This window comes from Pseudomonas sp. GW821-FHT10B02 (assembly GCF_059415665.1).
In genome coordinates this window covers 154,641-178,440 of the sequence record NZ_JBWKNR010000015.1, presented here as the reverse complement: position 1 = coordinate 178,440, position 23,800 = coordinate 154,641, and the positions used below count along the sequence as shown (strand labels likewise).

Here is a 23,800-nt window from a genome sequence, read left to right as displayed (position 1 = left end):
CTAAGGCTAAAGACCGCTAGTATAAGCGCCCCCGCCTGTCAGGAGTCTGTCACCCATGAATGCCCATAAAGCCGAAGTTGTCATTACCTATTGCACCCAGTGCCAGTGGTTGCTGCGTGCCGCCTGGCTGGCCCAGGAACTGCTCAGCACATTCAGCGACGACCTCGCCCGGGTGGCCCTTGAGCCCGCCACAGGCGGTAACTTCCGCATCACTTGCGATGGTGTGCAGATCTGGGAGCGCAAGGCCGACGGCGGCTTCCCTGAAGCCAAGGTGCTCAAGCAGCGCGTACGCGACCAGATCGATCCGCAGCGCGACCTGGGTCACAACGACCGCCCGTGATCGGCATCAGCCTTCGGCGGTAGCCGCCTTGCTGACCTGGTTGCTGGCGGCCAGGCGACTGGAGATGACGATGGCGAGGATGATCAGTGCGCCACCGAAGAGCATGCGCGGGGTTGGTGCTTCGGCGAAGATCAACCAGGCCAGGGCGATACCGTAGACCGGCTCCAGAGCGAACACCACCGCCGCAGTACGCGCTTTGATCACTGCCAGGCTGGCGACGAAAAGGCTGTGGGCAACGCCGGTGCAGAACACGCCGAGCAAGCCGATCCACAGCCAGTCCATTGCCGCGACTTCGGTCAGTGCCGGCGCAGCGGCCGGTAACAGGCACAAAGCGACCACCGCGTTCTGGCACAACGCCGCCTGCACGGCCGGAATGCGGGCGCTGGACGCCCGGTTGGTCAAGGACAACAACGAAAACAGCAAGCCTGACAGCAAGGACCAGAGCAGGCCACCGGTGGCCTGGCTGGCCAGGTCGAAGTCGGGGGTGACCAGCACCAGGCCGATGCTTACCAGCAGCACCAGGATGATTTCATTGGTGCGAACCCGCTCACGAAACAACAGGCCTTCAAGGATTACGGTGAAGGCCGGAAAGCTGGCAAAGCCCAGGGTGGCAATCGCCACGCCGGCGACTTTGACGGCAATGAAAAAGCTCACCCAGTGCCCGGCCAGCAACACACCGCCCAACAGCAGACGCCGCCAGTCCTGAGCTTGCAGCGGTTGCCAGGCTTTCTGCGCAAAACGGGCAAACAGGCCGAGCGCCAGTACGGCGAAGACCGCGCGGCCGAAAACGATGATCGACGGTGCCGCCTGGGCCAGTTTGCCGAAGACGCCAGTCAGGCCGAAGAACAGTGCGCCGATATGCAAGGCGCCGAGGGCGGTGCGATGGTTCATGGTGATCCCTTGAGACAATGATATCGCGGGGCAAGCCCGCTCCCACAGGCCGATGTAAGGCCGGTGGGAGCGGGCTTGCCCCGCGATAAAAGTGTAAGAGGACAATGCCCTCGGTGTCTGTCGCGTTCCTCGCGTCAGTTGTCGCCAGACTCGCGGCGCAGTGCCCGAGGTGCGCGGCCAAACGTTTTGAGCATGGCGGCGGAGAAGGCGCTCTGCGAGCTGTAGCCGACCCGGCTGGCGATTTCGCCGATGGCCAGGTCCGTCTCGGCCAGCAACGTGCGTGCTTTGAGCAGTCGGCGTTGCCGGATGTAGTCCATGGGCGTCATCGACGCTTCGGCGATGAAGCGCGCATGCAAGCGAGCACTGGAAAGCCCGGCCAGACGGGCCAGGTCGGCAACCTGCAACGGGTAAGCGGCGTTTTGCTCGATGTAGGCGTCGAAGCTGGCAAAGGGCAGTTGCTGCTGTACGGTGACCGGGGCTGGTGTGTTGCTCAGGCTGGCCAGCAGCAACACTGCGCCCTGTTGGGCTATCAGCGGGTTGTTCACCGGGCCGGCCGCCAGCCAGTCGACCAGTTGCTGCTGGTGGTTGTTCAGCATCAGCGACCCGCAGTGCTCCAGCAGCCGCTGGCTGGCTGCGGCCTGTTCGCCCAGGCTGCGTTCGAGCCAGGCGTCACCCGGTACATCAAAGACCAGGCAATGGCTGCCAGTGGCACTGCCGCAGGTATGGTGGGCACCACCCGGCACCACGATCAAACCCTGACGCTCGATCCGTGCGCCGCGACCGTCAAGTTCGAAGTCCAGTTGCCCGCGCAAGCCGAACACCAGTTGCGAATGCTCATGGCTGTGGGCGATCAGGTCGTGTGTGTAGTGACGCAGGGAGAGAATCGAGCCGCTGCTCATTGCCGTGTCCTCCAGGCAGTGGCCGCAGTGTACAGGGTCAGGCAAGGCGCCGGGGGGGTCATCAGATCGACGTGTTTTCGTCACGTTGGTTTCATTGCCCGCTGGCACGCTCGGCAAAACTGCCCCGGAGCCAGTCCATGAGCCATGCCGAGCTAGTCAAACCCTCGCGTAAGCAACGTGTGCGCACCTTATGGATTTCAGACGTGCACCTGGGAACGCGCGATTGCCAGGCCGAGCACTTGTCGCAGTTCCTCAAGGGCTATCAGGCCGATCAGATCTACCTGGTCGGCGACATCATCGATGGCTGGAAGCTGCGCAGCGGCATGTACTGGCCGCAGGCGCACACCAACGTTATCCGCCGCTTGCTGACCATGAGCAAGCGCGGCACCGAGGTGATCTACGTCACCGGCAATCACGACGAATTCCTGCGGCGTTACTCCAAGCTGGTACTGGGCAATATCCGCCTGGTCGATCAGGCCGAGCACCTGACCGCCGATGGCCGGCGCCTGCTGGTGATTCACGGCGACCAGTTCGATGTGATCACCCGTTACCACCGCTGGCTGGCTTTTCTCGGCGATTCCGCCTACGAATTCACCCTGACCCTCAACCGCTGGCTCAACCATTGGCGCGCCCGTTATGGCTATGGCTACTGGTCGTTGTCGGCGTACCTCAAGCACAAGGTCAAGACCGCAGTCAGCTTTATCAGTGATTTCGAAGAGGCGATTGCCCATGAGTGCGTCAAGCGCGGCTTTCATGGTGTGGTCTGCGGGCACATTCACCATGCCGAAATCCGCAAGGTCGGCGAAGTCGACTATTTGAACTGTGGTGACTGGGTCGAGTCGTGCACGGCGTTGATCGAGCATTGGGACGGCAGCATCGAGCTGTACCGCCTGGCCGACGCTCAGGCGCGCGAAGCGCAGCGTCTGGCCGATGTGCAATGGCTCGAGCCGCGTTGACTCAGGCGTCCGCGCTCAACGATTGCAACGCGGCCTTGTAGATCGACTGGCGCGGCTGGGCGAACAAACGCTTGAGCATGGGCTCGAAAAAGCTCAGCGGCAGGCTGTCGTAGCCGGGGTCGAAGGCAGCGGCATCGTAGCGGGCACAGAATTCGATGGTCTGCTGATACTGCGGATGCGCCTGGAATTGCTCGCGCAGGTGCCGGTCCATGCCCAGGTGGTGGAAGAAGTAGTAGCCCTGGAACACACCATGCTTTTCCACCATCCACAGGTTTTCCGGGCTGACGAAAGGCTTGAGGATGGCGGCAGCGATATCGGCGTGGTTGTAGCTGCCCAGGGTGTCGCCGATATCGTGAAGCAGGGCGCAGATCACGTATTCCTCGTCACGTCCGTCGCGCCAGGCGCGGGTGGCGGTTTGCAGCGAATGGCTGAGACGATCGATGGGGAAACCGCCGAAATCGCCATCGAGCAGGCGCAGGTGAGCAAGGATCCGCTCGGCAAGCTGGCTGGCGTAGGCCCGAAAATCACTGGCGATGATCGCCCAGTCCTGCTGGGTGCCATCCTGCATGTGGGTGAAGCGGGCCTGCTGATTCATCGGCGTTCCGGGTGTAGGGGCTGTGCAACCCACTCTACCGTTACCGTCTGTCGGGGCAGTGGCCGCTGAGGACGCGTTTCTGGCCTTGTGGGCCGAAATCAGAACGTTATTTTGCCGCGCAACATATCGCGGTACATGGCGAAATCACCAATGAGGCTGTAGAGCGGGTGTTTGAAGGTGGCGGGGCGGTTTTTCTCGTAAAAGAAATGGCCGACCCAGGCAAATCCGTAGCCGGCAAACGGCAGCGCCAACAATACCGCCCACTTGCCACTGCCCAGGGTGTAGGCGAGCAGGGCGATGACCAGGGTGGTACCGACGAAGTGCAGGCGCCGGCACGTCGGGTTGCTGTGCTCTTGCAGGTAGTACGGATAGAACTCGGAAAAACTGCGAAATGGCTGATCTCTGTTCACGACCCAGCTCCTGAAGCGCTCGATACTGATGAAGATAGACGGCGTGGAGCCTGAACTGAGTCTAGAGTGAGTTAAATTGTCAGACAGTGACAATAAGCGCCAATTGAGTATCCTTTGAGTTCGCCGCAGGAGCGGTCAGTTCGAACATAAGAAGCCAGCCATGAGCGAGAGAACCACGTCAGCAAGCTGGGCATCAGGGATCGTCAAGGCACTCGAGCTGGAAGGGCTGGATTGCCGTGCCATGTTCAAACAACTCGGCCTGGATTTCGCCGCGCTGGACGACCCCGACGCACGCTTTACCCAAGACTCCATGACCCGTCTGTGGCAATTGGCAGTCGATCTTTCCGGCAACCAGGCCATTGGCCTGAACATGGCCCGGGTGGTCCGTCCGGCGTCATTCCACGTGGTCGGATACGCCTTGATGTCGAGCCGCACCCTGGCCGAAGGGTTCGAGCGCCTGGTGCGCTACCAGCGCATCATTGCCGAAAGCTCCGATCTGAGTTTCCGTCTGGAGCCGGACGGTTACGCGTTGATCCTCACCGTTCATGGCGACCATCTGCCGCCCACCCGGCACAGCGCCGAAGCCTCGCTGGCGTGTGCATTGTCGTTGTGCAGCTGGCTCAGCGGGCGGGTGATACAACCACGGCGGGTATTGATCCAGGGGCCGCAGCCAATGGATGTGACGCCCTATAAAACCGCCTTTCATGCGCCGTTGGTGTTTGGCGCTGCCTACGATGCGCTGGTGTTCGAACGTGCCGACATGGAAGCGCCGCTGCCGACCGCCAACGAAGCCATGGCCACCTTGCATGACCGCTTTGCCGGTGAATACCTGGCGCGTTTTTCCGAAAGCCGGGTGACTCACCGTGCCCGCCAGGTGCTGTGCCGGGTGTTGCCCCAGGGTGAGCCCAAGCGCGAGACGGTGGCTCAGGCCCTGCATCTTTCCCAGCGCACCTTGCAGCGACGTCTGCAGGAAGAGGGCACCAGTTTTCAGACCCTGCTCGACGATACCCGCCGGGAGCTTGCCGAACAGTACCTGGCGCAGCCCAGCATGACCCTGCTGGAAACTGCGTATTTGCTGGGGTTTGCCGATCCGAGCAACTTTTTCCGGGCGTTTCGCCGCTGGTTCGATGCCACCCCCGGCGAGTACCGGACACGGATGGGGGCCAGTGCAGTGGCCCCGCCGTGTGCAGAGGGTGACGAAGCCGCGGTCAGTGACGCCAGAACGCCGGCATACACAGCACCAGCACCGTAATGATCTCCAGGCGTCCGAGCAGCATGCCGGCCGCGAGGATCCATTTCGCCGCATCCGGCAGGGTGGCGAAGTTACCGGCCGGGCCAATGGTTTCACCCAGACCCGGGCCGACGCCGGAGACCGTGCTGGCGGCGCCGGTCAACGCGGTCATCCAGTCCACGCCCAGCAACGACAGTAGCAGGGCGATGATGCAGATGGTGATGGCGAAGAAGAACGAGAAGGTCAGAATCGAGCGGACAATTTCTTCATCCAGACGGTGGCCGTTGTATTTCTGCTTGATCACCGCCCGCGGGTGAATCAGCTGATTAAGGTTGGCCTTGAGCAGGATGTAGGCCACCTGGAAGCGGAAGATCTTGATCCCGCCGGCAGTCGAGCCGGAGCAACCCCCGACAAAGCCCAGGTAGAAGAACAGCATCAGCGAGAAATTGCCCCACAGGCTGTAGTCGCCCAGGGCAAAACCGGTGGTGGTCACCACCGAGGTGACGTTCAGCGCTACGTGACGCAAGGCGTCCAGCCAGTGCAGTTTGGTGGTGGCCCAGTACCAGGTGCCGAGCACCAGCCAGGTGACCAGCAGCATGGCCAGCAGACCCTGGACCTGCTGGTCCTTGATCAATGCCTTGCGGTTACCCCGCAGAGTGGCCACGTAGAGTGCGAAGGGCATACTGCCAAGGATCATCACCACCACCGCAACCCAGTGCACCGCAGGCTGGTCCCATTTGGCCAGGGACTGGTCGGAGGTGGAGAAACCACCGGTGGAAATTGCCGACATGGCATGGTTGATCGCGTCGAACACGTTCATGCCAGCCAGCCAGAACGCCAGGCCGCCGAGGGCGGTAAAGCCGACGTATACCGCAACGATCGACTTGGCGACCATGTGCGAACGTGGCATGACTTTTTCGGAGCGGTCCGAGGATTCGGTCTGGAACAGGCGCATGCCACCGATGCGCAGCAGTGGCAGAATCGCCACGGCCATGGCGATAAAGCCGATGCCGCCGAGCCAGTGCAGCAACGAGCGCCACATCAGGATGCCCGGCGACATGTTGTCCAGGCCGCTGAGCACCGTAGCGCCGGTCGCAGTGATGCCGGACATGCTTTCGAAGAAGGCGTCGGTGTAGCTGATGTGCTGGGTCAGCAGAAACGGCAGGGCCGCGAAGATGCACACCACCAGCCAGCTGCTGACCGTCAGCAGGTACATGTCCCGCGGGCGCAGGTGCACATGTTCCGGGCGCCCCTGGATAACCAGGGCCAGGCCGGCGACAAAGGTGATCATGCTGGCCCAGAGAAACGACGGCAGGTCGCCGGTGCGGTCGAAGATCACCAGGGTGGCCATCGGCACGACCATGCTGATCGCCAGGGTGATCAGGAAGATGCCGATGATGAAACCAATGATCCTTAAGGTCGGCAACGCCATGTGATCTGCTCTGACTCGTAAACGAAGGGCGCCATTCTACCTATGGACCTTTTTAAGTAAACGCTAGAATAGCTGCACATTTCTCTTTAGGGGGTAGCCGATGGAGGCTCTCGACGCATTGCTCAACCGTGTTTCCGTACCACGCCTGGTGGAACCCGCGCCCAATGCCGCACAGCGCGAGGCTCTGTTTCAGGCCGCGTTGCGGGCGCCGGACCATGCCCAGTTGCGGCCGTGGCGCTTCCTGACGGTTGAAGGGGCGGGGCGTGAAAAGCTGGGCGCGCTGCTGGCCGAAGCGGTGAAAATTGAAGGTGACACCAGTGAGGCGGCTCTGGACAAGGCCCGGGCCATGCCATTGCGTGCGCCGTTGCTGGTGGTGGTGATTGCGCGTTTACAGGATCACTTCAAGGTCCCTGCCTCGGAGCAGCGGCTGGCGGCCGGTTGTGCCGCGCATGGCATTCTGCTCGCGGCTCATGCCCAGGGTATCGGTGCGGTCTGGCGTACCGGGGATCTGGCATACAGCAAGCATGTGGCCAAGGGCTTGGGTCTGGCGGATAACGAAGAGATCATCGCCTTCCTGTACCTGGGGACCCCGCTGAACGAGCCGCGTACGGCGCCGGTACTGGCCACGGCTGACTTTGTGACAGCCTGGGGGTAACTGGCTTTATCGCGGGGCAAGCCCGCTCCCACCGGGCGATGCAGAGCCGGTGGGAGCGGGCTTGCCCCGCGATGCGATTCCAGGTCAGGCACTCATCAACTCCAGCCTGGCAACAAACCCGCCCTGCGGGTGATTCTCCAGCGTCAGACTCCCACCATGGCGCTCCGCCGCCTTGCGCGCAATGGCCAGCCCCAGGCCATGGCCTGCCGCGCTCTGTCCAGGTGCACGGAAAAACGGTTCGCCCAGTTGTGCCAGGTGTTCTTCAGCCACCCCCGGCCCATGGTCGCGCACGCTAAGTACGATGCGCTCGTTGTCCCGCACCGCAGTGATTTCGATCGGTTGCCCAGGTGGATTGAAGCGCAGGGCATTGCGCAGCAGGTTGTCCAGCGCTCGCTCGATAAGGGTTGGCCAGCCTTGCAGGCTCAGTCCGCTTTCGTGATGCAGCAGAATTTGCTGTTCCGGCGCGCTGTGCTGGGCATCCTTGTGCACCGACTGCAGCACCGCATCGAGGTCCACCGGCTCTGCACGCGCCTGTTCGGCATCGACCCGTGCCAACACCAGGATTTCACTGATCAACGCCTCCAGGCGGTCACATTCGCGGGTCAGGCGCGGCCACAGCGCCTGGCGCTGTTCCGGCTCGGCGCGTTCCGCCAGGGCCAGGGCGATGCGCAAGCGGGCCAGCGGCGAACGCAGTTCATGGGAGACATCGCGCAACAGCTGGCGCTGGCTGCCGATCAGGCTCTGCAAGCGCGAGCCCATGCGGTTGAAGTCATTGGCCAGCACCCCGAACTCGTCGCGGCGGTTGGCCAGACGTGCCAGGCTGTTCTGTTGATAGGTGGTCTGCCCAAGATCATGCACCGCACCACGCAGGCGGCTCAGTGGCCGGGTGATGGAGAGCGTCACGAACAGGCTGAACAAGGTCAGTACCACCAGGGCAATACCGAGTGCACTCAACGGCCAAAGCAGGCTGTCGCGGTGCCAGGCATCCAGCTCCGGGTGCGGAATACGGTAGATCAGCAGGTAGGTTTCGCCACTCTCGGGGCTGGTGTACTCCTCGGTCAGGCGGCGCCAGGGCAGGCGTCGGTCGTCGTTGTGCCGACGCGCCTCGAAGGCTGCCGCACGACGCGGGAAGGTGCCCGGAACCACGGCTTCGCCGCTGTCGTTGAGTACCTGTACGTCAATGTTGTAGTGGCGTTTGCGTCTTTCCAGAAAGTGCTGCGCCGAATCCGGCCCTTGCTGTTCGTAGCGCTGGGTCCATTTCTGCGCCAGGGTATTGAGGCCCGGGTGACGACTGAGGATCCAGGCATCCTGGTTCAACATGTGCCCGAGCAGGATCGACAGGCCTGCGACCAGGGCAATGGCCAGCCAGAAGCTGGCCAGGATGCGCCAGAACAATGAACGCAAGGGAGGCTCCTTCAACGACAAAAAGCCCGGCCTGCACAAGGGCAGGCCGGGTGGGTGGCTGACAGCTTACTGAGCCTTGGTGGCTTTTTCAGCTTTCCAGGCTTTGAACTCGTCCCATTCGGCGCGGCGTTGCTCCTGCTCTTTCTTCAGCTCATCGAATTTCTTCTGCTGATCAGGCTTGAGCAGGGCGCGGATATCGGCCTGGGTCTTGTCCTTCTTGGCTTTGAGCTCGTCTTTCAGGGCTTTCTGATCGGCTGCCGGGAGTTTTTCCAGGTAGCGTTTGGTGATTTCCTGGCGGCTCTTCATCTGCTCGCCCATCAGTTTGCCGATCTGCTGACGCTGTTCGCGGCTCAGGTCCAGCTGGGCGAAAGGCGCTCCACCGCGGTGGTGATCGCCGTGGCGCGGGCCGCCTTCTGGCATGGCCATGGCGACGGTCGGCAGTGCGGCAGCGAACATCAGGGCGATAAGGGTCTTGCGCATGGTGTCTCTCCTTTCAGGGGCCGGTGATTACCGGATGAGCCCAGTTTAGGGAGATCAAGGTCAACGGCGGTCAGGCAAGGGTAAAGCTTAGGTAAAGATGGCCGGGAGCCGTGCTGACATTACAGGCTGTAGTAGTAGCCGCGGCTGCGCAGGGCAACGATGCGCGCGCGGCCGTCAGGGTGCGGACCGATTTTCTTGCGCAGGTTGCTGACGTGCATGTCCAGGCTGCGGTCATACAGGGTGAGCTTGCGGCCCAGGGCGATCTGCGCCAGCTCCTGTTTGTCCAGCGGCTCGCCCGGCTGCTTGAGCAGGGCTTCGAGAATGCGGCTTTCGGAGAGGGTCAGGGTCAGTTCATGTTCGTCGATACTGACCACGCCGCGGGCCGGACTGAAGCACAAATCACCGATTTCGATCTGGCTGGGCGTGGCGTTGGGGTGGCTACGTCGCAGCACTGCACGCAGGCGGGCGGTAAGCTCGCGCGGGTCGCAGGGTTTGGCCAGGTAGTCGTCGGCGCCCAGTTCAAGACCAAGAATGCGGTCCAGCGGCTCGCCGCGGGCCGAGAGCATCAGCACCGGCAGCTCGGCATGCTCGCTGCGCAGTTGCTTGAGCAGCTCCAGGCCACTGCCATCGGGCAGCATTACGTCCAGTACTACCGCCGCCGGGGCCTGCTCGGCCAGGGCCTTGCGCGCGCTCTGGCCGTCGTGGCAAGCACGAACCACAAAACCTTCCTGGGTCAGCCAGCTGCCGAGCAGCTCGCAGAGTTCCTGGTCATCATCAATCAGTAACAGCTCGCTCATGACTCACTCAATTCAACCATTGCCGACGCTTTCTGTGTCCGCCGCTGGCAAAGATACCGCAGAGTGCCGCCAAGAGGGCAACTGCACCACCAATCACAAACCATTGTTGCTGGTCGGTGATCAGCCGTTGCGGGGCATTGGCCTGAAGTTCCTTGAGCGTCAGCTTGAGGCGCTGGTTCTCCTGGCGCAGGCGGGTGAGCTGGGCGCTTTCGCGTTCGCTGTCGGCGTTGTGCAGTTGCTGGGTCAGCGCTTCGCGCAGGCGCTCGCTTTCCTGCAGGCGCTGCTGCAGCTCGGTGATCTGGCTGCCGGCACTGAGTGACAGCGGGGTGCTGGCGGCGCCGGGTGCTTCGGCCTGGGCGAGCGGGGTCAGCAACAACAGGCACAGCAGCAGGGACAACGGACCTTGACGCATGGGGACTCCTGATTCTTGTCGATTCAGCAGGTTGTCGGCTGGCAGACGAGAATAATGAGCAGTAGCGTCAGTAAAAGGCGCGAGCGCGGTGCGCACCGTGGCGCACCGCGTGCAGCGGCTTACGGCAGGACTTGCTTGAACGGCTTGACGATGACGTTGGCATACACGCCAGCGGCAATGTACGGGTCGGCATCCGCCCAGGTTTGCGCCGCGGCCAGGGAGTCGAACTCGGCGACGATCAGGCTGCCAGTGAAGCCGGCTGCGCCTGGGTCATTGCTGTCGATGGCCGGGTGCGGGCCGGCCAGCACCACGCGACCTTGTTCCTTGAGTTGCTGCAGGCGTTCGATATGCGCCGGGCGGGCGGCCAGGCGTTTTTCCAGGGACTCGGCAACGTCGGTAGCGATGATGGCGTAGAGCATGTCAATCCTCAGGCTTGGGAGTGGTGGGGTCGCTGTCGTGCAGGTGGCGGGACAGGTAGACACCCTGGCCCACCAGGAACAGTACGGTCATGCCCAGGCTGCCGAACACCTTGAAGTCGACCCAGATCTCCTGGAAGGTGAAGGCGACGAACAGGTTGGCGGCGCCGCAGAACAGGAAAAAGGCGATCCAGGCAACGTTCAGACGGGTCCAGACGGCCTCCGGCAGGCTGATGGCATGGCCCATGATGCGCTTGATCAGCACCCGGTCACCGATGAAGTGGCTACCGGTGAATGCCAGGGCAAACAGCCAGTTGACCACCGGCGCCTTCCATTTGAGGAAGGTTTCGCTGTGGAAGGCCAGGGTCAGGCCGCCGAACACCAGGCAGGCGAGCAGGGTCAACCATTGGCCTTTTTCCAGTTTGCGCTGGTGAATGAACAGTGCGCCGTAGACCACCACCGAGCTGATGATCAGCATCGCTGTGGCGCTGAAGATACCTCCGACTTCGAAGCTGTGACCGGCAAATTCGACGGCACGAGGATCGAGCTTGAAGACGATGAAGAACAGGAGCAGCGGGATGAAATCGATGAATTGTTTCACAGTGGCAGCCAGAAGCAGGATGTGACGGCATAATAACAAACATCAATGACAGCGAAAGCGCCACCTATGAATGTTGATCTGCACTGCCACAGTACGGCCTCCGACGGCGCCCTGTCGCCGACGGCACTGGTCGCCCGGGCCCATGAGCACGGCGTGCGGATGCTCTCGCTGACTGACCACGACACCCTTGAAGGCCAGCTTGAGGCCCGCGCCGCTGCACAGGCGCTGGGTATGCAGTGGGTCAGCGGGATCGAGTTGTCGTGCACCTGGGGCGGCGCGACCATCCATGTATTGGGTTACAACTTTGCCCTGGACGCCGCGCCTTTGCTCGACGCCGTCGAGTCGTTGCACCGCGGGCGCTGGTTGCGCTCTGAAGAAATCGACCGGCGGTTGGCAGCCAAAGGCATGCCGGGCGCGCTGGAGGGCGCACGGGCCATCCAGCAGGAGCTGGGCGACAGCGGCAACGCCCCGGCACGTCCGCATTTTGCCGAGTTCCTGGTGCGTGCAGGCCACGTCAAAGACCGCGCCGAGGCCTTTCGCAAGTGGTTGGGCGCCGGCAAGCTGGGTGACGTCAAGCTGCACTGGCCAACCCTCGACGAGACCGTGGAAACCCTGCGCAAATCCAATGCCTGGGTCAGCCTGGCGCACCCGATGCACTATGAATTAACACGCAGCAAGCGCCGCCGGCTGATTGCCGACTATATTCAAGCAGGCGGCCAGGCGCTGGAAGTGGTCAACGGCATGATGCCGGCCGAACAGGTGGGCACCATGTCCATCCTGGCCCGTGAATTCGGCCTGCTGGCCAGTGCCGGCAGTGACTTCCATGGCCCTGGCACCTGGGGTGAGATCGGTGCCTACCGGCCATTGCCAGAGGACCTGCCACCTTTGTGGCGTCGATTCAAACATGAGCAGCCAAACGCGGCCGTCTGACCAGGAAGAGAATGTGAGTCAATTTTTCCAGATTCATGCGGAAAACCCGCAACCGCGCCTGATCAAACAGGCGGTCGAGATCATCCGCAAGGGCGGGGTGGTGGTCTATCCCACCGATTCCTCCTACGCGCTGGGTTGCCAGATTGGTGACAAAAACGCCGTGGAGCGGGTCCGTCGCCTGCGACAACTGGACAAGAACCACAACTTCACGCTGATTTGCTGCGACCTGTCGCAAATGGGCCTGTTCGCCAAGATCGATACGGGGATCTTCCGGCTGCTCAAGGCGCACATTCCTGGCCCCTACACCTTCATTCTCAACGGCACCCGCGAAGTGCCGCGGCTGCTGCTGCACGAAAAGCGCCGCACGATTGGCTTGCGTGTGCCGCAGAACCCGATTTTGCTCGCACTGCTCGAAGAGCTTGGCGAGCCGCTGATGAGCGTCAGCCTGATCCTGCCGGGCGATGAAGAGCCGATGACTGACCCTTATGAGATTCGCGAACGCCTGGAGAAGCAGGTAGACCTGATCATCGACGGCGGCTACGGCGACCTCAAGGCCTCCACCGTGGTCGACTTGAGTGGCGATGAACCTGAGGTGATCCGCGTCGGTTGCGGTGATCCGGCACCGTTCATGGTTGAAGCGTGAGCCAGGCATCCAGCACCGAGCCGAACAGCGATCCGCAAGCAGGCGCCCAGCAGGAACTGCCACTGGTGCTTGTCTATGGCGAGGCCATGACCGAAATGCCGGTGGACCTGTACATTCCACCGGACGCCCTGGAAGTGTTCCTCGAAGCCTTCGAGGGGCCGCTGGACCTGTTGCTCTACCTGATCCGCAAGCAGAACGTCGACATCCTCGATATCCCCGTGGCCGAGATCACCCGTCAGTACATGGGCTATGTCGAGCTGATGAAGACCGTGCGCCTGGAGCTGGCGGCCGAGTATCTGGTGATGGCGGCGATGCTGGCGGAGATCAAGTCGCGCATGCTCTTGCCGCGATCGGCCGAGATCGAGGAAGAGGAGGGTGACCCGCGCGCCGAGCTGATTCGCCGCCTGCAGGAGTATGAGCGCTTCAAGGCCGCGGCCGAGGGCATTGACGGTCTTAGCCGGGTCGGACGCGAGATTATTGTGCCGCGCCTCGATGCGCCCCAGGCCAAGGCGCGCAAACTGTTGCCGGAAGTCAGCCTGGAAGAGTTGCTGATGTCGATGGCCGAGGTGCTGCGCCGCGGCGATCTGTTCGAAAGTCACCAGATCAGCCGTGAGGCGTTATCGACCCGCGAGCGCATGAGTGAAGTGCTCGAACGCCTCAAGGGTGGCGGCTTTGTGCCGTTCGTCGAGCTGTTTACTGCCGAGGAAGGCAAACTGGGCGTGGTGGTGACCTTCATGGCAATTCTTGAACTGGTGAAGGAATCCTTGATCGAACTGGTGCAAAATGAGCCCTTTGCGCCGATCCACGTCCGCGCCCGGGCTGAGTGACAACGAGCAACGCCATGAACCTGAATGATCCGCGCGACCTGGCGCCCCTGCTTGAAGCCTTTTTGCTGGCCTCGGGAAAACCGCAATCGCTGGAGCGGCTGTTCGAGCTCTTCGAAGAAGCCGAGCGCCCCGAGCCTGCCGTGTTCAAGAAAGCCCTGGAGGTGTTGCGCAAGTCCTGTAACGGCCGCGCTTTCGAACTCAAGGAGGTGGCCTCGGGCTATCGCCTGCAAATTCGCGAAGACTATGCCCCCTGGGTGGGCCGCTTGTGGGAAGAGCGACCGCAGCGTTACTCCCGTGCGCTGCTGGAGACCATGGCTCTGATCGCCTACCGTCAGCCCATCACCCGCGGTGAAATCGAAGACGTGCGAGGCGTGGCGGTCAACACCAATATCGTCAAGACCCTGCTCGAACGTGAATGGATCCGCATCGTTGGCTACCGTGAAGTGCCGGGCAAGCCGGCGATGTTCGCCACCACCAAGGCCTTCCTCGATCACTTCAACCTGAAGAACCTCGATGATCTGCCGGCCCTGGCCGATCTGCGCGAAATGGAACCGGAGCCGGTGCTGGAACTGGATGATGCCCCGGTGCCGGCCCATCTGCAGGCCCTCGCCGATGAAAGCGCCGAGCCGCAGGAACCCAAGGAAGAAACCAGCTTCCGTAGCCTGTTGGTCGAGCTCGACTCCATGGAGGAGGGCCTCAAGACCGACTTTGACGACCTGCTGGATGAAGAACCTGCGGCTGAAGACTCCGAAGCCCTTGATCCGGAGCCCGAAACGCCAAGGCAGTAAGCTTTGGCCTTCGGGCAGAAATAACCGTCGACCTGGAGAATTTCAACTAGTCTCAGGTGCGCTCGGCGCGTGATCAGCGTATGATTCGCGACCTTTTTGGCGCTTGTTCGCCCAATCAGCTTTCAATACTTACACCGGGAGGTGCCCAGCATGAGTGACAAAGACCTGCAAGAAACCCAGCCATTGCCGCCATCAGGCGAGAAACTGCAAAAAGTTCTCGCACGTATCGGCGTGGGTTCGCGTCGTGACGTCGAGGCCTGGATCAGCCAGGGCCGGATCAAGGTCAACGGCGTGGATGCCACCCTGGGTCAGCGCGTCGATCTGCATGATGCGATTTCCGTCGATGGCCGCCTGATCAAGCGCGAAGAGTCCGCCGAGACCGTGCGCCGGGTGATCATGTACAACAAACCCGATGGCGAAATCTGCACCCGCGACGACCCGGAAGGCCGTCCGACCGTGTTCGACCGCCTGCCACGGCCGAAAGAAGGCCGCTGGATCAACATCGGTCGCCTGGACATCAACACCACTGGCCTGCTGATGTTCACCACTGACGGTGAGCTGGCCAACCGTCTGATGCATCCTTCCTACGAAATGGACCGTGAATACGCGGTGCGTGTGCGTGGTGAAGTCGACGAAGACATGATTGCCCGCCTCAAGGCCGGTGTCGTGCTCGAAGACGGTCCTGCGCGTTTCACCGATATCCAGGAGGCGCCTGGTGGCGAAGGCTTCAACCACTGGTACCACTGCGTGGTGATGGAAGGCCGTAACCGTGAAGTTCGTCGCCTGTGGGAATCCCAGGGCCTGGTGGTCAGCCGCCTGAAGCGCGTGCGTTTTGGTCCGGTGTTCCTCAACTCCGACCTGCCGATGGGGCGCTGGCGCGAAATGAGCCAGCAGGAAGTCGACATTCTCGCGGCTGAAGTTGGTCTGACCCCGGTGGCGATGCCAGTCCTGAACCACAAGTCCAAGGACAAACTGGAGCGTCTGCAGCGCAAATCCACCCGTCCGCTGGGTCGTGGTGAGCGCGTGCGTACCCTGCGTCCGGCTCAGGACGGTGCAGCTGCAGCCGAGCGTCCGGCCCGTCAACCGCGTGGTGGTGAGGCCGAGCGCCCAGCCCGTCAGCCGCGTGGCGCTGAAGCCGAGCGTCCAGCTCGCCAGCCTCGTGGCGAAGCACCGCGCAAGGACACCGGCCGTGGTCGCAGCACCGTGGCGGAGCGCCCGAGCGAGATGAACAAGCGTGGCAAGCCAGCGCCCAAGCGTCCAGGCAGCACCCGCAACAAGCCTCGCCCTTAAGGGCTGGAACGAAAAAGCCAACCTTCGGGTTGGCTTTTTTTTTGTCTGTAAAAACCGTGTGTTACAGACGTCTCCGTAAGCACTGGAAAGTTTTTACACCGCCACGTAAACAAATCGTTACAAAGCCGCCCGCCCGGCAAGGTGGTTTCCGGGATCTGCCGCCGCTGTAAACAGAACTTGCCGCAAAGCCCGGCCCAGTGCGATTTACGTGCACGTCAAGTGCTTGCCCGCAACCCTTGGGGACGGTGAGATGTATGCCATTGCCGTGTGCAAAGCCGGGCCGGAGAGCCGGGCATTCAATAAGAACAAATGGAGGCGCCATGTACGCCGATTACCCTCCCAGGCTTCATTCTTTCCTCAGGAACGGTGCGTTTTGTCATCAGACAATCACGCAACGTGTTGACCCCTGCGCGTCTGCAGGGGTATACAATGCGCCGCGTTTTACCTGTGACCCCAATGCGTACCGCGCACTCTTGCTGACACCCGGCTGATTTACCCACGGCGTTTGCCCTGGATGGGCAGCAGTTGGCCAAGATCCTCAAGGTAACCACCTTGTTAATTCCGCTGCGCCACGAGCGCGGTGGGTCCGATTCCGTCACAGATAAAAACAATGCAGGTGACTTCGTTCATGAGTGGACAAAACACGCATTCAGGCGAGCTGAAACGCGGCCTGAAAAATCGCCATATCCAGTTGATCGCCCTGGGCGGTGCAATTGGTACCGGGCTGTTTCTCGGATCGGCCGGGGTGATGAAGTCGGCGGGCCCGTCGATGATTCTCGGCTATGCGATCTGTGGCTTCATTGCCTTCATGATCATGCGCCAGCTCGGCGAGATGATCGTCGAAGAGCCGGTGGCAGGTTCCTTCAGTCACTTTGCCCACAAATACTGGGGCGGTTTCGCTGGCTTCCTGTCCGGTTGGAACTGCTGGGTGCTGTACATCCTGGTCGGTATGTCGGAGCTGACCGCCGTCGGCAAGTACGTGCACTACTGGTGGCCGGAGATCCCGACCTGGGCCTCGGCTGCAGCCTTCTTCATCCTGATCAACGCGATCAACCTGGCCAACGTCAAGGTGTTCGGCGAGGCCGAGTTCTGGTTCGCGATCATCAAGGTCCTGGCCATCGTCGGCATGATTGCCTTGGGCAGCTACATGCTGGTCAGCGGTAGCGGCGGTCCTCAGGCTTCGGTGAGCAACCTGTGGGAGCACGGCGGCTTCTTCCCTAACGGGGTGAGCGGCCTGGTCATGGCCCTGGCGATCATCATGTTCTCCTTCGGCGGTCTGGAAATGCTCGGTTTCACCGCAGCAGAAGCCGACAAGCCGAAAACCGTGATCCCGAAAGCGATCAACCAGGTGATCTACCGTATCCTGATTTTCTACATCGGCGCCCTGGTGGTGCTGCTGTCGCTGACTCCATGGAACAGCCTGGTGGCCAGCCTCGATGCCTCCGGTGGCACCTATGGCGCCAGCCCGTTCGTGCAGGTGTTCTCGCTGTTGGGTAGCGATGTTGCTGCACACATCCTCAACTTCGTGGTCCTGACTGCAGCGCTGTCGGTGTACAACAGTGGCACCTACTGCAACGCCCGCATGCTCTACGGCATGGCTGAGCAGGGCGATGCCCCGGCCGGCCTGGCGAAGATCGACAAGCGCGGTGTGCCGGTACGTTCGATCCTGGCGTCGGCGGCCGTGACCCTGGTGGCCGTGCTGCTCAACTACTTCATCCCGCAGCATGCGCTTGAGCTGCTGATGTCGCTGGTAGTGGCGGCCCTGGTGATCAACTGGGCGATGATCAGCTACTCGCACCTGAAGTTCCGCCAGCACATGGACAAGACTGGCCAGAAGCCGCTGTTCAAGGCGCTGTGGTACCCCTACGGCAACTACGTCGTTCTGGCCTTTGTGGTGCTGATTCTGGGCATCATGCTGCAGATTCCAGGCATCCAGATATCGGTGTACGCGATTCCGGTGTGGCTGGTGGTGATGTTTGCCTGCTACGGCCTGAAGAACAATCGCCAGGCCCGTCGCCTGCCTGAGGCGAACACTGCGGCCAAGTAAGGCGCAGTGTGTTGAAGGAGCCCGGCCTTGCGCCGGGCTTTTTGTTTTTGCGGTATCCTCATGGCCTTATCAGGCCTGTGACCCATGTTGATCATTTCCAATTCCGTGCACATCCCCGACCAGGAAATCGAGCTGACGGCTATCCGCGCCCAGGGCGCAGGTGGGCAGAACGTCAACAAGGTCTCCAGCGCCATGCACCTGCGTTTCGATACTCAGGCCTCATCCTTGCCGCCGTTCTACAAAGAGCGCTTGCTGGCGTTGCGCGACAGTCGCATTACCCGTGACGGGGTGATCATCATCAAGGCTCAGCAATACCGCACTCAGGAGCAGAACCGTGCCGATGCGCTGGAGCGCTTGCGTGAGTTGATCCTGGCGGCGGTCAAGGTGGAGAAGGCGCGACGTCCGACCCGCCCGACATTGGGTTCGAAAACCCGGCGGCTGGACACCAAGAGCAAACGTGGAACGATCAAGGCCGGACGCGGCAAGGTCGATTACTGAGGCGTGGAGAGTGTTGGCGGGGAATTCTTGACGGTGTGAAAACGTGTTGACGGGGTGGTCCCTGCATCAGCCGTTTTCACACAGTCTGACTGTTGCGCGGTTATTCCTGGTCGGCGCTGGAAGTTTCGTCGCCGTCGTGGTCAGCCTGGGCTGGTTCGGCGCTGTGAGTGGCAGGTGTCTGCTCTTCTGGGTTCAGGCTTGGGAAGGGAAGATTCGGGATTTCATGCATCTCGTCGTTCCTCGCAAGTGAGTGTGGAAAGGCTGCGCAAGGCGCGCATGGCTTGTAAAAAGCTCGTGCAGGATACAGGAGTCTGAATGACAGTATGAGTTTTCCTGCCGATTGGTGTTGAGGCCAGCGGTTGCTGTGCGCCCCATCGCCGGCAAGGCCGGCTCCCACACAGTCTGCAGCACAGTGGCTGTTGTGGGAGCTGGCCTTGCCAGCGATGCTTTTTAGCGACAGACGTCAGCGATAGCCGCAGCCAGTGCCTCAAGGCGTGCCGCATCAGCACCCGCGATGTTCGCTCGGCCAGTGCCGACCATATACACGCTATGCCGCTCACGCAGTTGCTTGACCTGCTCTGGCGACAAGCCGGTGTAGGAGAACATCCCGCGTTGCGCGGCGATGTGGGCAAAGCGTTCGCTCAGGCCGTGAGGTGCCAGTGCCTCGACCAGCCCGAGCCGCAGCCGGGCAATGCGTTGGCGCATGGCCTCGACTTCTTCGACCCACAGCTGCTTGAGCGCTGCATCGCCGAGTATCTGTGCGACCACCGCAGCGCCATGATCCGGCGGCGTCGACCACAGGTTGCGCGCCAGCAGGGCCAGTTGACTGCGAACATCCAGCAGCTTCTCGGCATCATGGCTGCATACCAGCAGGGCGCCGGTGCGGTCACGGTAGAGGCCGAAGTTTTTCGAGCAGGAGCTGGTGATCAGCAGTTCGGGCAGTTCAGCGGCAAACAGCCGTACCGCCCAGGCATCTTCTTCCAGGCCATCGCCAAAGCCTTGGTAGGCGAAGTCGATCAACGGCAGCAACTCGCGGCGGCGGACCACTTCCAGTACGGCGCGCCAGTCATCCTGGGACAGGTCGAAGCCGGTCGGGTTGTGGCAGCAGGCGTGCAGCAGCACTACGTCGCCTTTGGGCGCCGATTCCAGCGCAGCCAGCATGCCGCTGACGTTGAGGCGGTTATCCGCGCCGACGTAAGGGTAGTGGCTGACCTTGAGGCCGGCACCGGCGAAGATGGTTTCATGGATCGGCCAGGTCGGATCGCTCAGCCAGATGCCGCGGCCCGGCAGGCAGTGTTCGATGAACTCCGCGGCAAGGCGCAGGGCGCCGGTGCCGCCCGGTGTCTGGGTGGCGCCTGCGCGTTTGCTGGCCAGCAGGGGCGAGCCGCTACCCAGCACCAGTTCACTGATCAGACGACCGAAGTCAGCGTCGCCATGGCCGCCGACGTAGCTCTTGCTCGACTGTTGGTCGAGCTGGCGCTGTTCGGCGAGTTTGACTGCCGCTGGAATCGGCGTGAGGCCCTGGGCGTCCTTGAAGACGCCCACACCCAGGTCAAACTTGTCCGGGTTGCTGTCGTTGGCGTAGGCCTCCATCAGTCCCAGAATCGGATCACCGGGTACGCGCCCGATCGCGCTGAAGTGCATTACTTGCGGCCTTCGGCGGTTTTGGCGACCTCGTCGGTACGCGCGGCCATGATGAAGTCGTTGCGGTGCAGGCCTTTGATCGAGTGGCTCCACCAGGTCACGGTGACTTTGCCCCATTCGGTCAGCAGGCCAGGGTGATGGCCTTCAGCCTCGGAGATCTCGCCGACGGCGTTGGTGAAGGCCAGGGCGTGTTTGAAATTCTTGAACAGGAAGACTTTTTCCAGCTGCATGATGCCGTCACGGACTTCGATGTTCCAATCCGGGATCTGCTTGATCAGTACCGGCAGTTCTTCATCGCTGACCTGTGGAGCATCGGCACGGCAGGCTTCGCAGTGAGCTTGGTTCAAGGCGTTCATAAGGTTTTCCGCAAGTGGTTTGTTATTGGTTTGCAAGGTGGCTCAGGCAGCAACCTTAGGTGGAAATTTCGGTGCGTGCAGGCCCATCTTCATCGCTGTGTGAACCATGCCCATGATGTCTTCGTGGGCCAGGTCGAACAGGCGCTTGAGGTTCGGCAGGGCAAAGTACAGCGGTTGCAGGATGTCGATGCGATACGGCGTGCGCATGGCTTCGAGCGGGTCGAAGGCCTGGTGCTCGGGCTCGTCGGACAGGCTGTAGACGGTCTCTTTCGGCGAAGAAAGGATGCCGCCGCCATAGATCTTGCGACCCTGCGGGGTATCGACCAGGCCAAACTCGATGGTCATCCAGTACAGGCGGGCCAGGTAGACGCGCTCTTCCTTGGTGGCCTGCAGGCCGAGCTTGCCGTAGGTGTGGGTGAATTCAGCGAACCAGGGGTTGGTCAGCAGCGGGCAGTGGCCGAAGATCTCGTGGAAAATATCCGGTTCTTGCAGGTAGTCGAGCTCTTCTTCGGTACGAATGAAGGTCGCCACCGGAAAGCGCTTGCTGGCCAGCAGTTCGAAAAAGGTCTGGAAAGGAATCAGCGCAGGCACGCGGGCGACTTGCCAGCCGGTGGTAGCGCCGAGCACCTTGTTGATCTCGCCCAACTGCGGGATGCGGTCGTGCGGCAGGCCCAGTTGTTCGATGCCGTCCAGGTATTCCTGGCACGCGCGGCCCTCGATGACTTTCAGTTGGCGGGTAATCAGGGTGTTCCACACCGCGTGTTCCTGTTGCGGGTAGTCGATAAACCCTTGCGCATCGGGCTCGCGAGCCACGTATTGCGTCTGTTTCATACTGCTCTCCTGCTGAGGGCCGTTCTTGTTATGTGATCAAGCCGTTGCTTAAGAGATAACCCGCTGCGCCGCACTTTGCATCGGTTCGCCAGCGTCTGGGACTGGCTAAACGGTGTGTTTTCTGTAACGATTACTTTACGGATTTGGCGAAAGGCCGAAAAATCGAGGGGTGATGAGCCTCGGTAACCGGCGTTTTGTCACGTAATCTTTACGAAAATTCTTTCGGGTTGGTAGAAAGTTCCCGGCCCGATGGCTGTCAGGGTTCGTTCCAGACCTATTTGTAGGACACTTCATGCGTATCAAAGTGCATTGCCAGAACCGCATCGGCATTCTGCGCGACATCCTCAACCTGCTGGTGGAATACGGCATCAACGTCGCCCGCGGCGAGGTCGGCGGCGAGCATGGCAATGCCATCTATCTGCACTGTCCCAACCTGATCAACTTGCAGTTCCAGGCCTTGCGGCCCAAGTTCGAGTCGATTGCCGGGGTGTTCGGGGTCAAGCGAGTGGGCTTGATGCCGAGCGAACGGCGGCATATGGAACTCAATGCCTTGCTGGGGGCGCTGGATTTCCCGGTGCTGTCGATCGACATGGGCGGTTCCATCGTCGCCGCGAACCGGGCGGCGGCGCAGTTGCTCGGGGTACGGGTGGATGAGGTGCCGGGTATCCCCCTGTCGCGTTATGCCGAAGACTTTGACTTGCCGGAGCTGGTGCGCGCCAACAAATCGCGGATCAACGGCCTGCGGGTCAAGGTCAAGGGCGACGTGTTCCTGGCCGACATCGCGCCGCTGCAATCCGAGCATGACGACAGTGAGGCTCTGGCAGGGGCAGTGTTGACCCTGCATCGTGCCGATCGCATCGGTGAGCGTATCTATAACGTGCGCAAGCAGGAGTTGCGCGGCTTTGACAGTATTTTCCAGAGCTCGCGGATAATGGCTGCAGTGGTGCGCGAGGCTCGGCGTATGGCGCCACTGGACGCGCCACTGTTGATTGAAGGGGAGACTGGCACCGGCAAGGAACTGCTGGCCCGTGCCTGTCACCTGGCCAGCCCGCGCGGGCAGGCGCCGTTGATGGCGCTCAATTGCGCCGGCCTGCCGGAATCCATGGCCGAGACCGAGTTGTTCGGCTACGGGCCGGGTGCATTCGAAGGTGCGCGGGTTGAAGGCAAACTGGGTCTGCTGGAGCTGACCGCAGGCGGCACGCTGTTTCTCGATGGTGTGGGCGAAATGAGCCCGCGCTTGCAGGTCAAACTGTTGCGCTTTCTGCAGGATGGCTGCTTCCGTCGGGTCGGCAGTGACGAGGAGGTGTATCTGGATGTGCGGGTTATCTGTGCGACCCAGGTCGACCTCTCGGAGCTTTGCGCGCGCGGCGAGTTCCGCCAGGACCTTTACCATCGCCTCAACGTGCTTTCGCTGCATATCCCGCCGCTGCGCGAGTGCCTGGATGGCCTGCCACCGCTGGTCGAGCACTTTCTCGATCAGGCCAGTCGCCAGATCGGTTGCCCGTTGCCGCGCCTGGCCCCGGCGGCCATGGAGCGCCTGAGCCAGTATCACTGGCCGGGTAACGTGCGTCAGCTGGAGAACGTATTGTTCCAGGCGGTATCGCTGTGTGATGGCGGGGTGGTTAAAAGCGAACATATTCGCTTGCCGGACTATGGTGCGCGGCAACCGCTGGGTGAGTTTTCCCTTGAGGGTGACCTGGGCGAGATTGTCGGGCGCTTTGAAAAAGCGGTGCTGGAACAATTGATGAGTGAATATCCGAGCAGCCGGGCGTTGGGTAAGCGCCTCGGTGTTTCACATACCACAATAGCCAACAAGTTGCGCGAACATGGTGTTGGCAAGTCGGCGGAATAAATAAATTGTAATGACAGAAATGTCAGCGTGAATTAGTTGTAGCGCAACGATTCAATATCGATTGTTTGAACCGCGCGCCTCGGTCAGCGGCGATCGAGGCGCGGCGAGCGGTAATCTTCAGATTAGCCGTTGGAGCAACCGTTACCCATTACACGGTACTCGAGAATATGCCGCTGGCCCTGCGAGTCCTCATAGGTCATGCGCGCCGGGACCACTTCGCAGACGTTCGGGACTTCGCTCATGGAAATGACTTTGGCGATGTCCAGGTGCTGCGAGTAACTGTACTGTTCAACCGGAATCTGCTCGGCGCCGCCGTTTGCAACTTCGTCGGCCACCGCCACGCTGCAAAGACTGCCAAGTGCCAATACCAGTAAAGCTTTCATTTTCATTTTACCTGTCTAAGGTCGTAAGGGGGCACGCAGCGCTTGTGGCGCCGCGTGTACAACTAACGTTCAACTATCACAGTTATCTCGGGATTAACGGCCTTCGTGGGGGCTGTAACAAGAAGTTAATCGCGATGCCGTTGCTGGCGGGGCGAATTTTAGGGGCGGGCGCTTGCGTTAAACAGATGATGT

At 61.5% G+C, this 23,800-nt stretch carries 28 protein-coding genes; 12 read left to right on the top strand and 16 right to left on the bottom strand.

Annotation, left to right across the window (positions count from 1 at the left end; translation table 11 throughout):
* The first annotated feature begins 55 nt into the window (after positions 1-55).
* Entirely contained in the window at positions 56-340 is a 285-nt protein-coding gene (locus AC07OF_RS22055) for an Rdx family protein (protein WP_157193575.1), read from the top strand.
* 6 nt (positions 341-346) lie between these two features.
* Here AC07OF_RS22055 and AC07OF_RS22050 read toward each other — a convergent pair whose 3' ends face one another.
* Together AC07OF_RS22050 and AC07OF_RS22045 are read right to left on the bottom strand one after the other, a co-directional pair.
* A complete protein-coding gene (locus AC07OF_RS22050; protein ID WP_157193574.1) occupies positions 347-1,231 on the bottom strand; it encodes a DMT family transporter in 885 nt (294 codons plus the stop codon).
* A 134-nt stretch (positions 1,232-1,365) separates the two neighbouring features.
* Positions 1,366-2,130, bottom strand: coding sequence for a helix-turn-helix transcriptional regulator (locus AC07OF_RS22045; protein WP_157193573.1), 765 nt, complete (start codon positions 2,128-2,130; stop codon positions 1,366-1,368).
* Between the two features lie 137 nt (positions 2,131-2,267).
* Between AC07OF_RS22045 and AC07OF_RS22040 the strand changes: the two genes are divergently transcribed.
* The gene (locus AC07OF_RS22040; protein WP_157193572.1) at positions 2,268-3,086 is read left to right on the top strand and encodes a UDP-2,3-diacylglucosamine diphosphatase; all 819 of its coding nucleotides are present in this window, start codon (positions 2,268-2,270) and stop codon (positions 3,084-3,086) included.
* Position 3,087: 1 nt separating this feature from the next.
* Here the strand turns inward: AC07OF_RS22040 and AC07OF_RS22035 are convergent, their stop codons facing one another.
* Positions 3,088-3,681 (bottom strand): HD domain-containing protein, encoded by a 594-nt coding sequence (locus AC07OF_RS22035; RefSeq protein ID WP_038613528.1) that lies wholly within the window; start codon positions 3,679-3,681, stop codon positions 3,088-3,090.
* A gap of 98 nt (positions 3,682-3,779) precedes the next feature.
* The gene (locus AC07OF_RS22030) at positions 3,780-4,091 is read right to left on the bottom strand and encodes an Mpo1-like protein (protein WP_038613526.1); all 312 of its coding nucleotides are present in this window, start codon (positions 4,089-4,091) and stop codon (positions 3,780-3,782) included.
* Between the two features lie 160 nt (positions 4,092-4,251).
* Here AC07OF_RS22030 and AC07OF_RS22025 point away from each other — a divergent pair, with 160 nt between their 5' ends.
* The gene (locus AC07OF_RS22025) at positions 4,252-5,343 is read left to right on the top strand and encodes an AraC family transcriptional regulator (protein ID WP_157193571.1); all 1,092 of its coding nucleotides are present in this window, start codon (positions 4,252-4,254) and stop codon (positions 5,341-5,343) included.
* On the opposite strand, the gene AC07OF_RS22020 is transcribed toward AC07OF_RS22025, so the two are convergent.
* Positions 5,300-6,754 carry a TrkH family potassium uptake protein gene (locus AC07OF_RS22020; protein ID WP_157193570.1) on the bottom strand — a complete coding sequence of 485 codons (1,455 nt, stop codon included), beginning with the start codon at positions 6,752-6,754 and terminating at the stop codon, positions 5,300-5,302. The two genes, AC07OF_RS22025 and AC07OF_RS22020, sit on opposite strands and share 44 nt — an antisense overlap.
* Positions 6,755-6,854: 100 nt before the next feature.
* Between AC07OF_RS22020 and AC07OF_RS22015 the strand changes: the two genes are divergently transcribed.
* The gene (locus tag AC07OF_RS22015; protein ID WP_157193569.1) at positions 6,855-7,409 is read left to right on the top strand and encodes a nitroreductase family protein; all 555 of its coding nucleotides are present in this window, start codon (positions 6,855-6,857) and stop codon (positions 7,407-7,409) included.
* An 84-nt stretch (positions 7,410-7,493) separates the two neighbouring features.
* Here AC07OF_RS22015 and AC07OF_RS22010 read toward each other — a convergent pair whose 3' ends face one another.
* The 6 genes from AC07OF_RS22010 to AC07OF_RS21985 all read right to left on the bottom strand — a co-directional run bounded on the left by AC07OF_RS22010 (position 7,494) and on the right by AC07OF_RS21985 (position 11,519).
* On the bottom strand, positions 7,494-8,813 hold the full coding sequence (locus AC07OF_RS22010; RefSeq protein WP_157193568.1) for a sensor histidine kinase: 1,320 nt from the start codon (positions 8,811-8,813) through the stop codon (positions 7,494-7,496).
* A gap of 66 nt (positions 8,814-8,879) precedes the next feature.
* Complete coding sequence (locus AC07OF_RS22005; protein ID WP_157193567.1) at positions 8,880-9,293, bottom strand: Spy/CpxP family protein refolding chaperone; 414 nt, start codon at positions 9,291-9,293, stop codon at positions 8,880-8,882.
* A 119-nt stretch (positions 9,294-9,412) separates the two neighbouring features.
* Positions 9,413-10,090, bottom strand: coding sequence for a response regulator transcription factor (locus AC07OF_RS22000; RefSeq protein WP_157193566.1), 678 nt, complete (start codon positions 10,088-10,090; stop codon positions 9,413-9,415).
* Positions 10,091-10,097: 7 nt separating this feature from the next.
* Positions 10,098-10,502, bottom strand: a complete 405-nt coding sequence (locus AC07OF_RS21995) for an SH3 domain-containing protein (RefSeq protein WP_157193565.1) — start codon at positions 10,500-10,502, stop codon at positions 10,098-10,100.
* Positions 10,503-10,621: 119 nt separating this feature from the next.
* Positions 10,622-10,921 (bottom strand): YciI family protein, encoded by a 300-nt coding sequence (locus AC07OF_RS21990; RefSeq protein WP_038613510.1) that lies wholly within the window; start codon positions 10,919-10,921, stop codon positions 10,622-10,624.
* A 1-nt stretch (position 10,922) separates the two neighbouring features.
* On the bottom strand, positions 10,923-11,519 hold the full coding sequence (locus AC07OF_RS21985; RefSeq protein WP_157193564.1) for a septation protein A: 597 nt from the start codon (positions 11,517-11,519) through the stop codon (positions 10,923-10,925).
* A gap of 66 nt (positions 11,520-11,585) precedes the next feature.
* Between AC07OF_RS21985 and AC07OF_RS21980 the strand changes: the two genes are divergently transcribed.
* From AC07OF_RS21980 to arfB, 7 genes are all read left to right on the top strand, one after another.
* Entirely contained in the window at positions 11,586-12,449 is an 864-nt protein-coding gene (locus AC07OF_RS21980; protein WP_157193563.1) for a PHP domain-containing protein, read from the top strand.
* A gap of 13 nt (positions 12,450-12,462) precedes the next feature.
* A complete protein-coding gene (locus AC07OF_RS21975; protein ID WP_157193562.1) occupies positions 12,463-13,092 on the top strand; it encodes an L-threonylcarbamoyladenylate synthase in 630 nt (209 codons plus the stop codon).
* On the top strand, positions 13,089-13,919 hold the full coding sequence (locus AC07OF_RS21970) for a segregation and condensation protein A (RefSeq protein ID WP_157193561.1): 831 nt from the start codon (positions 13,089-13,091) through the stop codon (positions 13,917-13,919). The genes AC07OF_RS21975 and AC07OF_RS21970 overlap by 4 nt, the downstream gene beginning before the upstream one ends.
* Before the next feature lie 14 nt (positions 13,920-13,933).
* Entirely contained in the window at positions 13,934-14,707 is a 774-nt protein-coding gene (gene scpB / locus AC07OF_RS21965; RefSeq protein ID WP_157193560.1) for an SMC-Scp complex subunit ScpB, read from the top strand.
* 150 nt (positions 14,708-14,857) lie between these two features.
* Positions 14,858-15,997, top strand: a complete 1,140-nt coding sequence (gene rluB / locus AC07OF_RS21960) for a 23S rRNA pseudouridine(2605) synthase RluB (RefSeq protein ID WP_157193559.1) — start codon at positions 14,858-14,860, stop codon at positions 15,995-15,997.
* A gap of 628 nt (positions 15,998-16,625) precedes the next feature.
* On the top strand, positions 16,626-18,044 hold the full coding sequence (locus AC07OF_RS21955) for an amino acid permease (protein ID WP_157193558.1): 1,419 nt from the start codon (positions 16,626-16,628) through the stop codon (positions 18,042-18,044).
* Positions 18,045-18,128: 84 nt separating this feature from the next.
* On the top strand, positions 18,129-18,542 hold the full coding sequence (arfB, locus tag AC07OF_RS21950) for an alternative ribosome rescue aminoacyl-tRNA hydrolase ArfB (RefSeq protein WP_157193557.1): 414 nt from the start codon (positions 18,129-18,131) through the stop codon (positions 18,540-18,542).
* A 100-nt stretch (positions 18,543-18,642) separates the two neighbouring features.
* Here arfB and AC07OF_RS21945 read toward each other — a convergent pair whose 3' ends face one another.
* From AC07OF_RS21945 to phhA, 4 genes are all read right to left on the bottom strand, one after another.
* Positions 18,643-18,771, bottom strand: a complete 129-nt coding sequence (locus AC07OF_RS21945; protein ID WP_256584467.1) for a hypothetical protein — start codon at positions 18,769-18,771, stop codon at positions 18,643-18,645.
* A gap of 221 nt (positions 18,772-18,992) precedes the next feature.
* Positions 18,993-20,186 (bottom strand): amino acid aminotransferase, encoded by a 1,194-nt coding sequence (locus tag AC07OF_RS21940; protein ID WP_157193556.1) that lies wholly within the window; start codon positions 20,184-20,186, stop codon positions 18,993-18,995.
* Positions 20,186-20,542 carry a 4a-hydroxytetrahydrobiopterin dehydratase gene (locus AC07OF_RS21935; protein ID WP_038613492.1) on the bottom strand — a complete coding sequence of 119 codons (357 nt, stop codon included), beginning with the start codon at positions 20,540-20,542 and terminating at the stop codon, positions 20,186-20,188. Before AC07OF_RS21935 ends, AC07OF_RS21940 begins: the two co-directional genes overlap by 1 nt.
* Positions 20,543-20,584: 42 nt before the next feature.
* Positions 20,585-21,373, bottom strand: coding sequence for a phenylalanine 4-monooxygenase (gene phhA, locus AC07OF_RS21930; RefSeq protein ID WP_038613490.1), 789 nt, complete (start codon positions 21,371-21,373; stop codon positions 20,585-20,587).
* A gap of 292 nt (positions 21,374-21,665) precedes the next feature.
* On the opposite strand from phhA, the gene AC07OF_RS21925 reads away from it, so the two are divergent.
* A complete protein-coding gene (locus AC07OF_RS21925; RefSeq protein WP_157193555.1) occupies positions 21,666-23,225 on the top strand; it encodes a sigma-54-dependent transcriptional regulator in 1,560 nt (519 codons plus the stop codon).
* A 122-nt stretch (positions 23,226-23,347) separates the two neighbouring features.
* On the opposite strand, the gene AC07OF_RS21920 is transcribed toward AC07OF_RS21925, so the two are convergent.
* Positions 23,348-23,608, bottom strand: a complete 261-nt coding sequence (locus tag AC07OF_RS21920; protein ID WP_038613487.1) for a DUF2790 domain-containing protein — start codon at positions 23,606-23,608, stop codon at positions 23,348-23,350.
* Between the last annotated feature and the right edge of the window lie 192 nt (positions 23,609-23,800).

What these genes read in the sequence shown, in the direction of transcription:
- AC07OF_RS22055 (WP_157193575.1), top strand. Translation starts at nt 56, where the DNA reads ATGAATGCCCATAAAGCCGAAGTTGTCATTACCTATTGCACCCAGTGC.
- AC07OF_RS22050 (WP_157193574.1), bottom strand. Translation starts at nt 1,231, where the DNA reads ATGAACCATCGCACCGCCCTCGGCGCCTTGCATATCGGCGCACTGTTC.
- AC07OF_RS22045 (WP_157193573.1), bottom strand. Translation starts at nt 2,130, where the DNA reads ATGAGCAGCGGCTCGATTCTCTCCCTGCGTCACTACACACACGACCTG.
- AC07OF_RS22040 (WP_157193572.1), top strand. Translation starts at nt 2,268, where the DNA reads ATGAGCCATGCCGAGCTAGTCAAACCCTCGCGTAAGCAACGTGTGCGC.
- AC07OF_RS22035 (WP_038613528.1), bottom strand. Translation starts at nt 3,681, where the DNA reads ATGAATCAGCAGGCCCGCTTCACCCACATGCAGGATGGCACCCAGCAG.
- AC07OF_RS22025 (WP_157193571.1), top strand. Translation starts at nt 4,252, where the DNA reads ATGAGCGAGAGAACCACGTCAGCAAGCTGGGCATCAGGGATCGTCAAG.
- AC07OF_RS22020 (WP_157193570.1), bottom strand. Translation starts at nt 6,754, where the DNA reads ATGGCGTTGCCGACCTTAAGGATCATTGGTTTCATCATCGGCATCTTC.
- AC07OF_RS22015 (WP_157193569.1), top strand. Translation starts at nt 6,855, where the DNA reads ATGGAGGCTCTCGACGCATTGCTCAACCGTGTTTCCGTACCACGCCTG.
- AC07OF_RS22005 (WP_157193567.1), bottom strand. Translation starts at nt 9,293, where the DNA reads ATGCGCAAGACCCTTATCGCCCTGATGTTCGCTGCCGCACTGCCGACC.
- AC07OF_RS22000 (WP_157193566.1), bottom strand. Translation starts at nt 10,090, where the DNA reads ATGAGCGAGCTGTTACTGATTGATGATGACCAGGAACTCTGCGAGCTG.
- AC07OF_RS21995 (WP_157193565.1), bottom strand. Translation starts at nt 10,502, where the DNA reads ATGCGTCAAGGTCCGTTGTCCCTGCTGCTGTGCCTGTTGTTGCTGACC.
- AC07OF_RS21990 (WP_038613510.1), bottom strand. Translation starts at nt 10,921, where the DNA reads ATGCTCTACGCCATCATCGCTACCGACGTTGCCGAGTCCCTGGAAAAA.
- AC07OF_RS21980 (WP_157193563.1), top strand. Translation starts at nt 11,586, where the DNA reads ATGAATGTTGATCTGCACTGCCACAGTACGGCCTCCGACGGCGCCCTG.
- scpB (WP_157193560.1), top strand. Translation starts at nt 13,934, where the DNA reads ATGAACCTGAATGATCCGCGCGACCTGGCGCCCCTGCTTGAAGCCTTT.
- rluB (WP_157193559.1), top strand. Translation starts at nt 14,858, where the DNA reads ATGAGTGACAAAGACCTGCAAGAAACCCAGCCATTGCCGCCATCAGGC.
- AC07OF_RS21955 (WP_157193558.1), top strand. Translation starts at nt 16,626, where the DNA reads ATGAGTGGACAAAACACGCATTCAGGCGAGCTGAAACGCGGCCTGAAA.
- arfB (WP_157193557.1), top strand. Translation starts at nt 18,129, where the DNA reads ATGTTGATCATTTCCAATTCCGTGCACATCCCCGACCAGGAAATCGAG.
- AC07OF_RS21945 (WP_256584467.1), bottom strand. Translation starts at nt 18,771, where the DNA reads ATGCATGAAATCCCGAATCTTCCCTTCCCAAGCCTGAACCCAGAAGAG.
- AC07OF_RS21940 (WP_157193556.1), bottom strand. Translation starts at nt 20,186, where the DNA reads ATGCACTTCAGCGCGATCGGGCGCGTACCCGGTGATCCGATTCTGGGA.
- AC07OF_RS21935 (WP_038613492.1), bottom strand. Translation starts at nt 20,542, where the DNA reads ATGAACGCCTTGAACCAAGCTCACTGCGAAGCCTGCCGTGCCGATGCT.
- phhA (WP_038613490.1), bottom strand. Translation starts at nt 21,373, where the DNA reads ATGAAACAGACGCAATACGTGGCTCGCGAGCCCGATGCGCAAGGGTTT.
- AC07OF_RS21925 (WP_157193555.1), top strand. Translation starts at nt 21,666, where the DNA reads ATGCGTATCAAAGTGCATTGCCAGAACCGCATCGGCATTCTGCGCGAC.
- AC07OF_RS21920 (WP_038613487.1), bottom strand. Translation starts at nt 23,608, where the DNA reads ATGAAAGCTTTACTGGTATTGGCACTTGGCAGTCTTTGCAGCGTGGCG.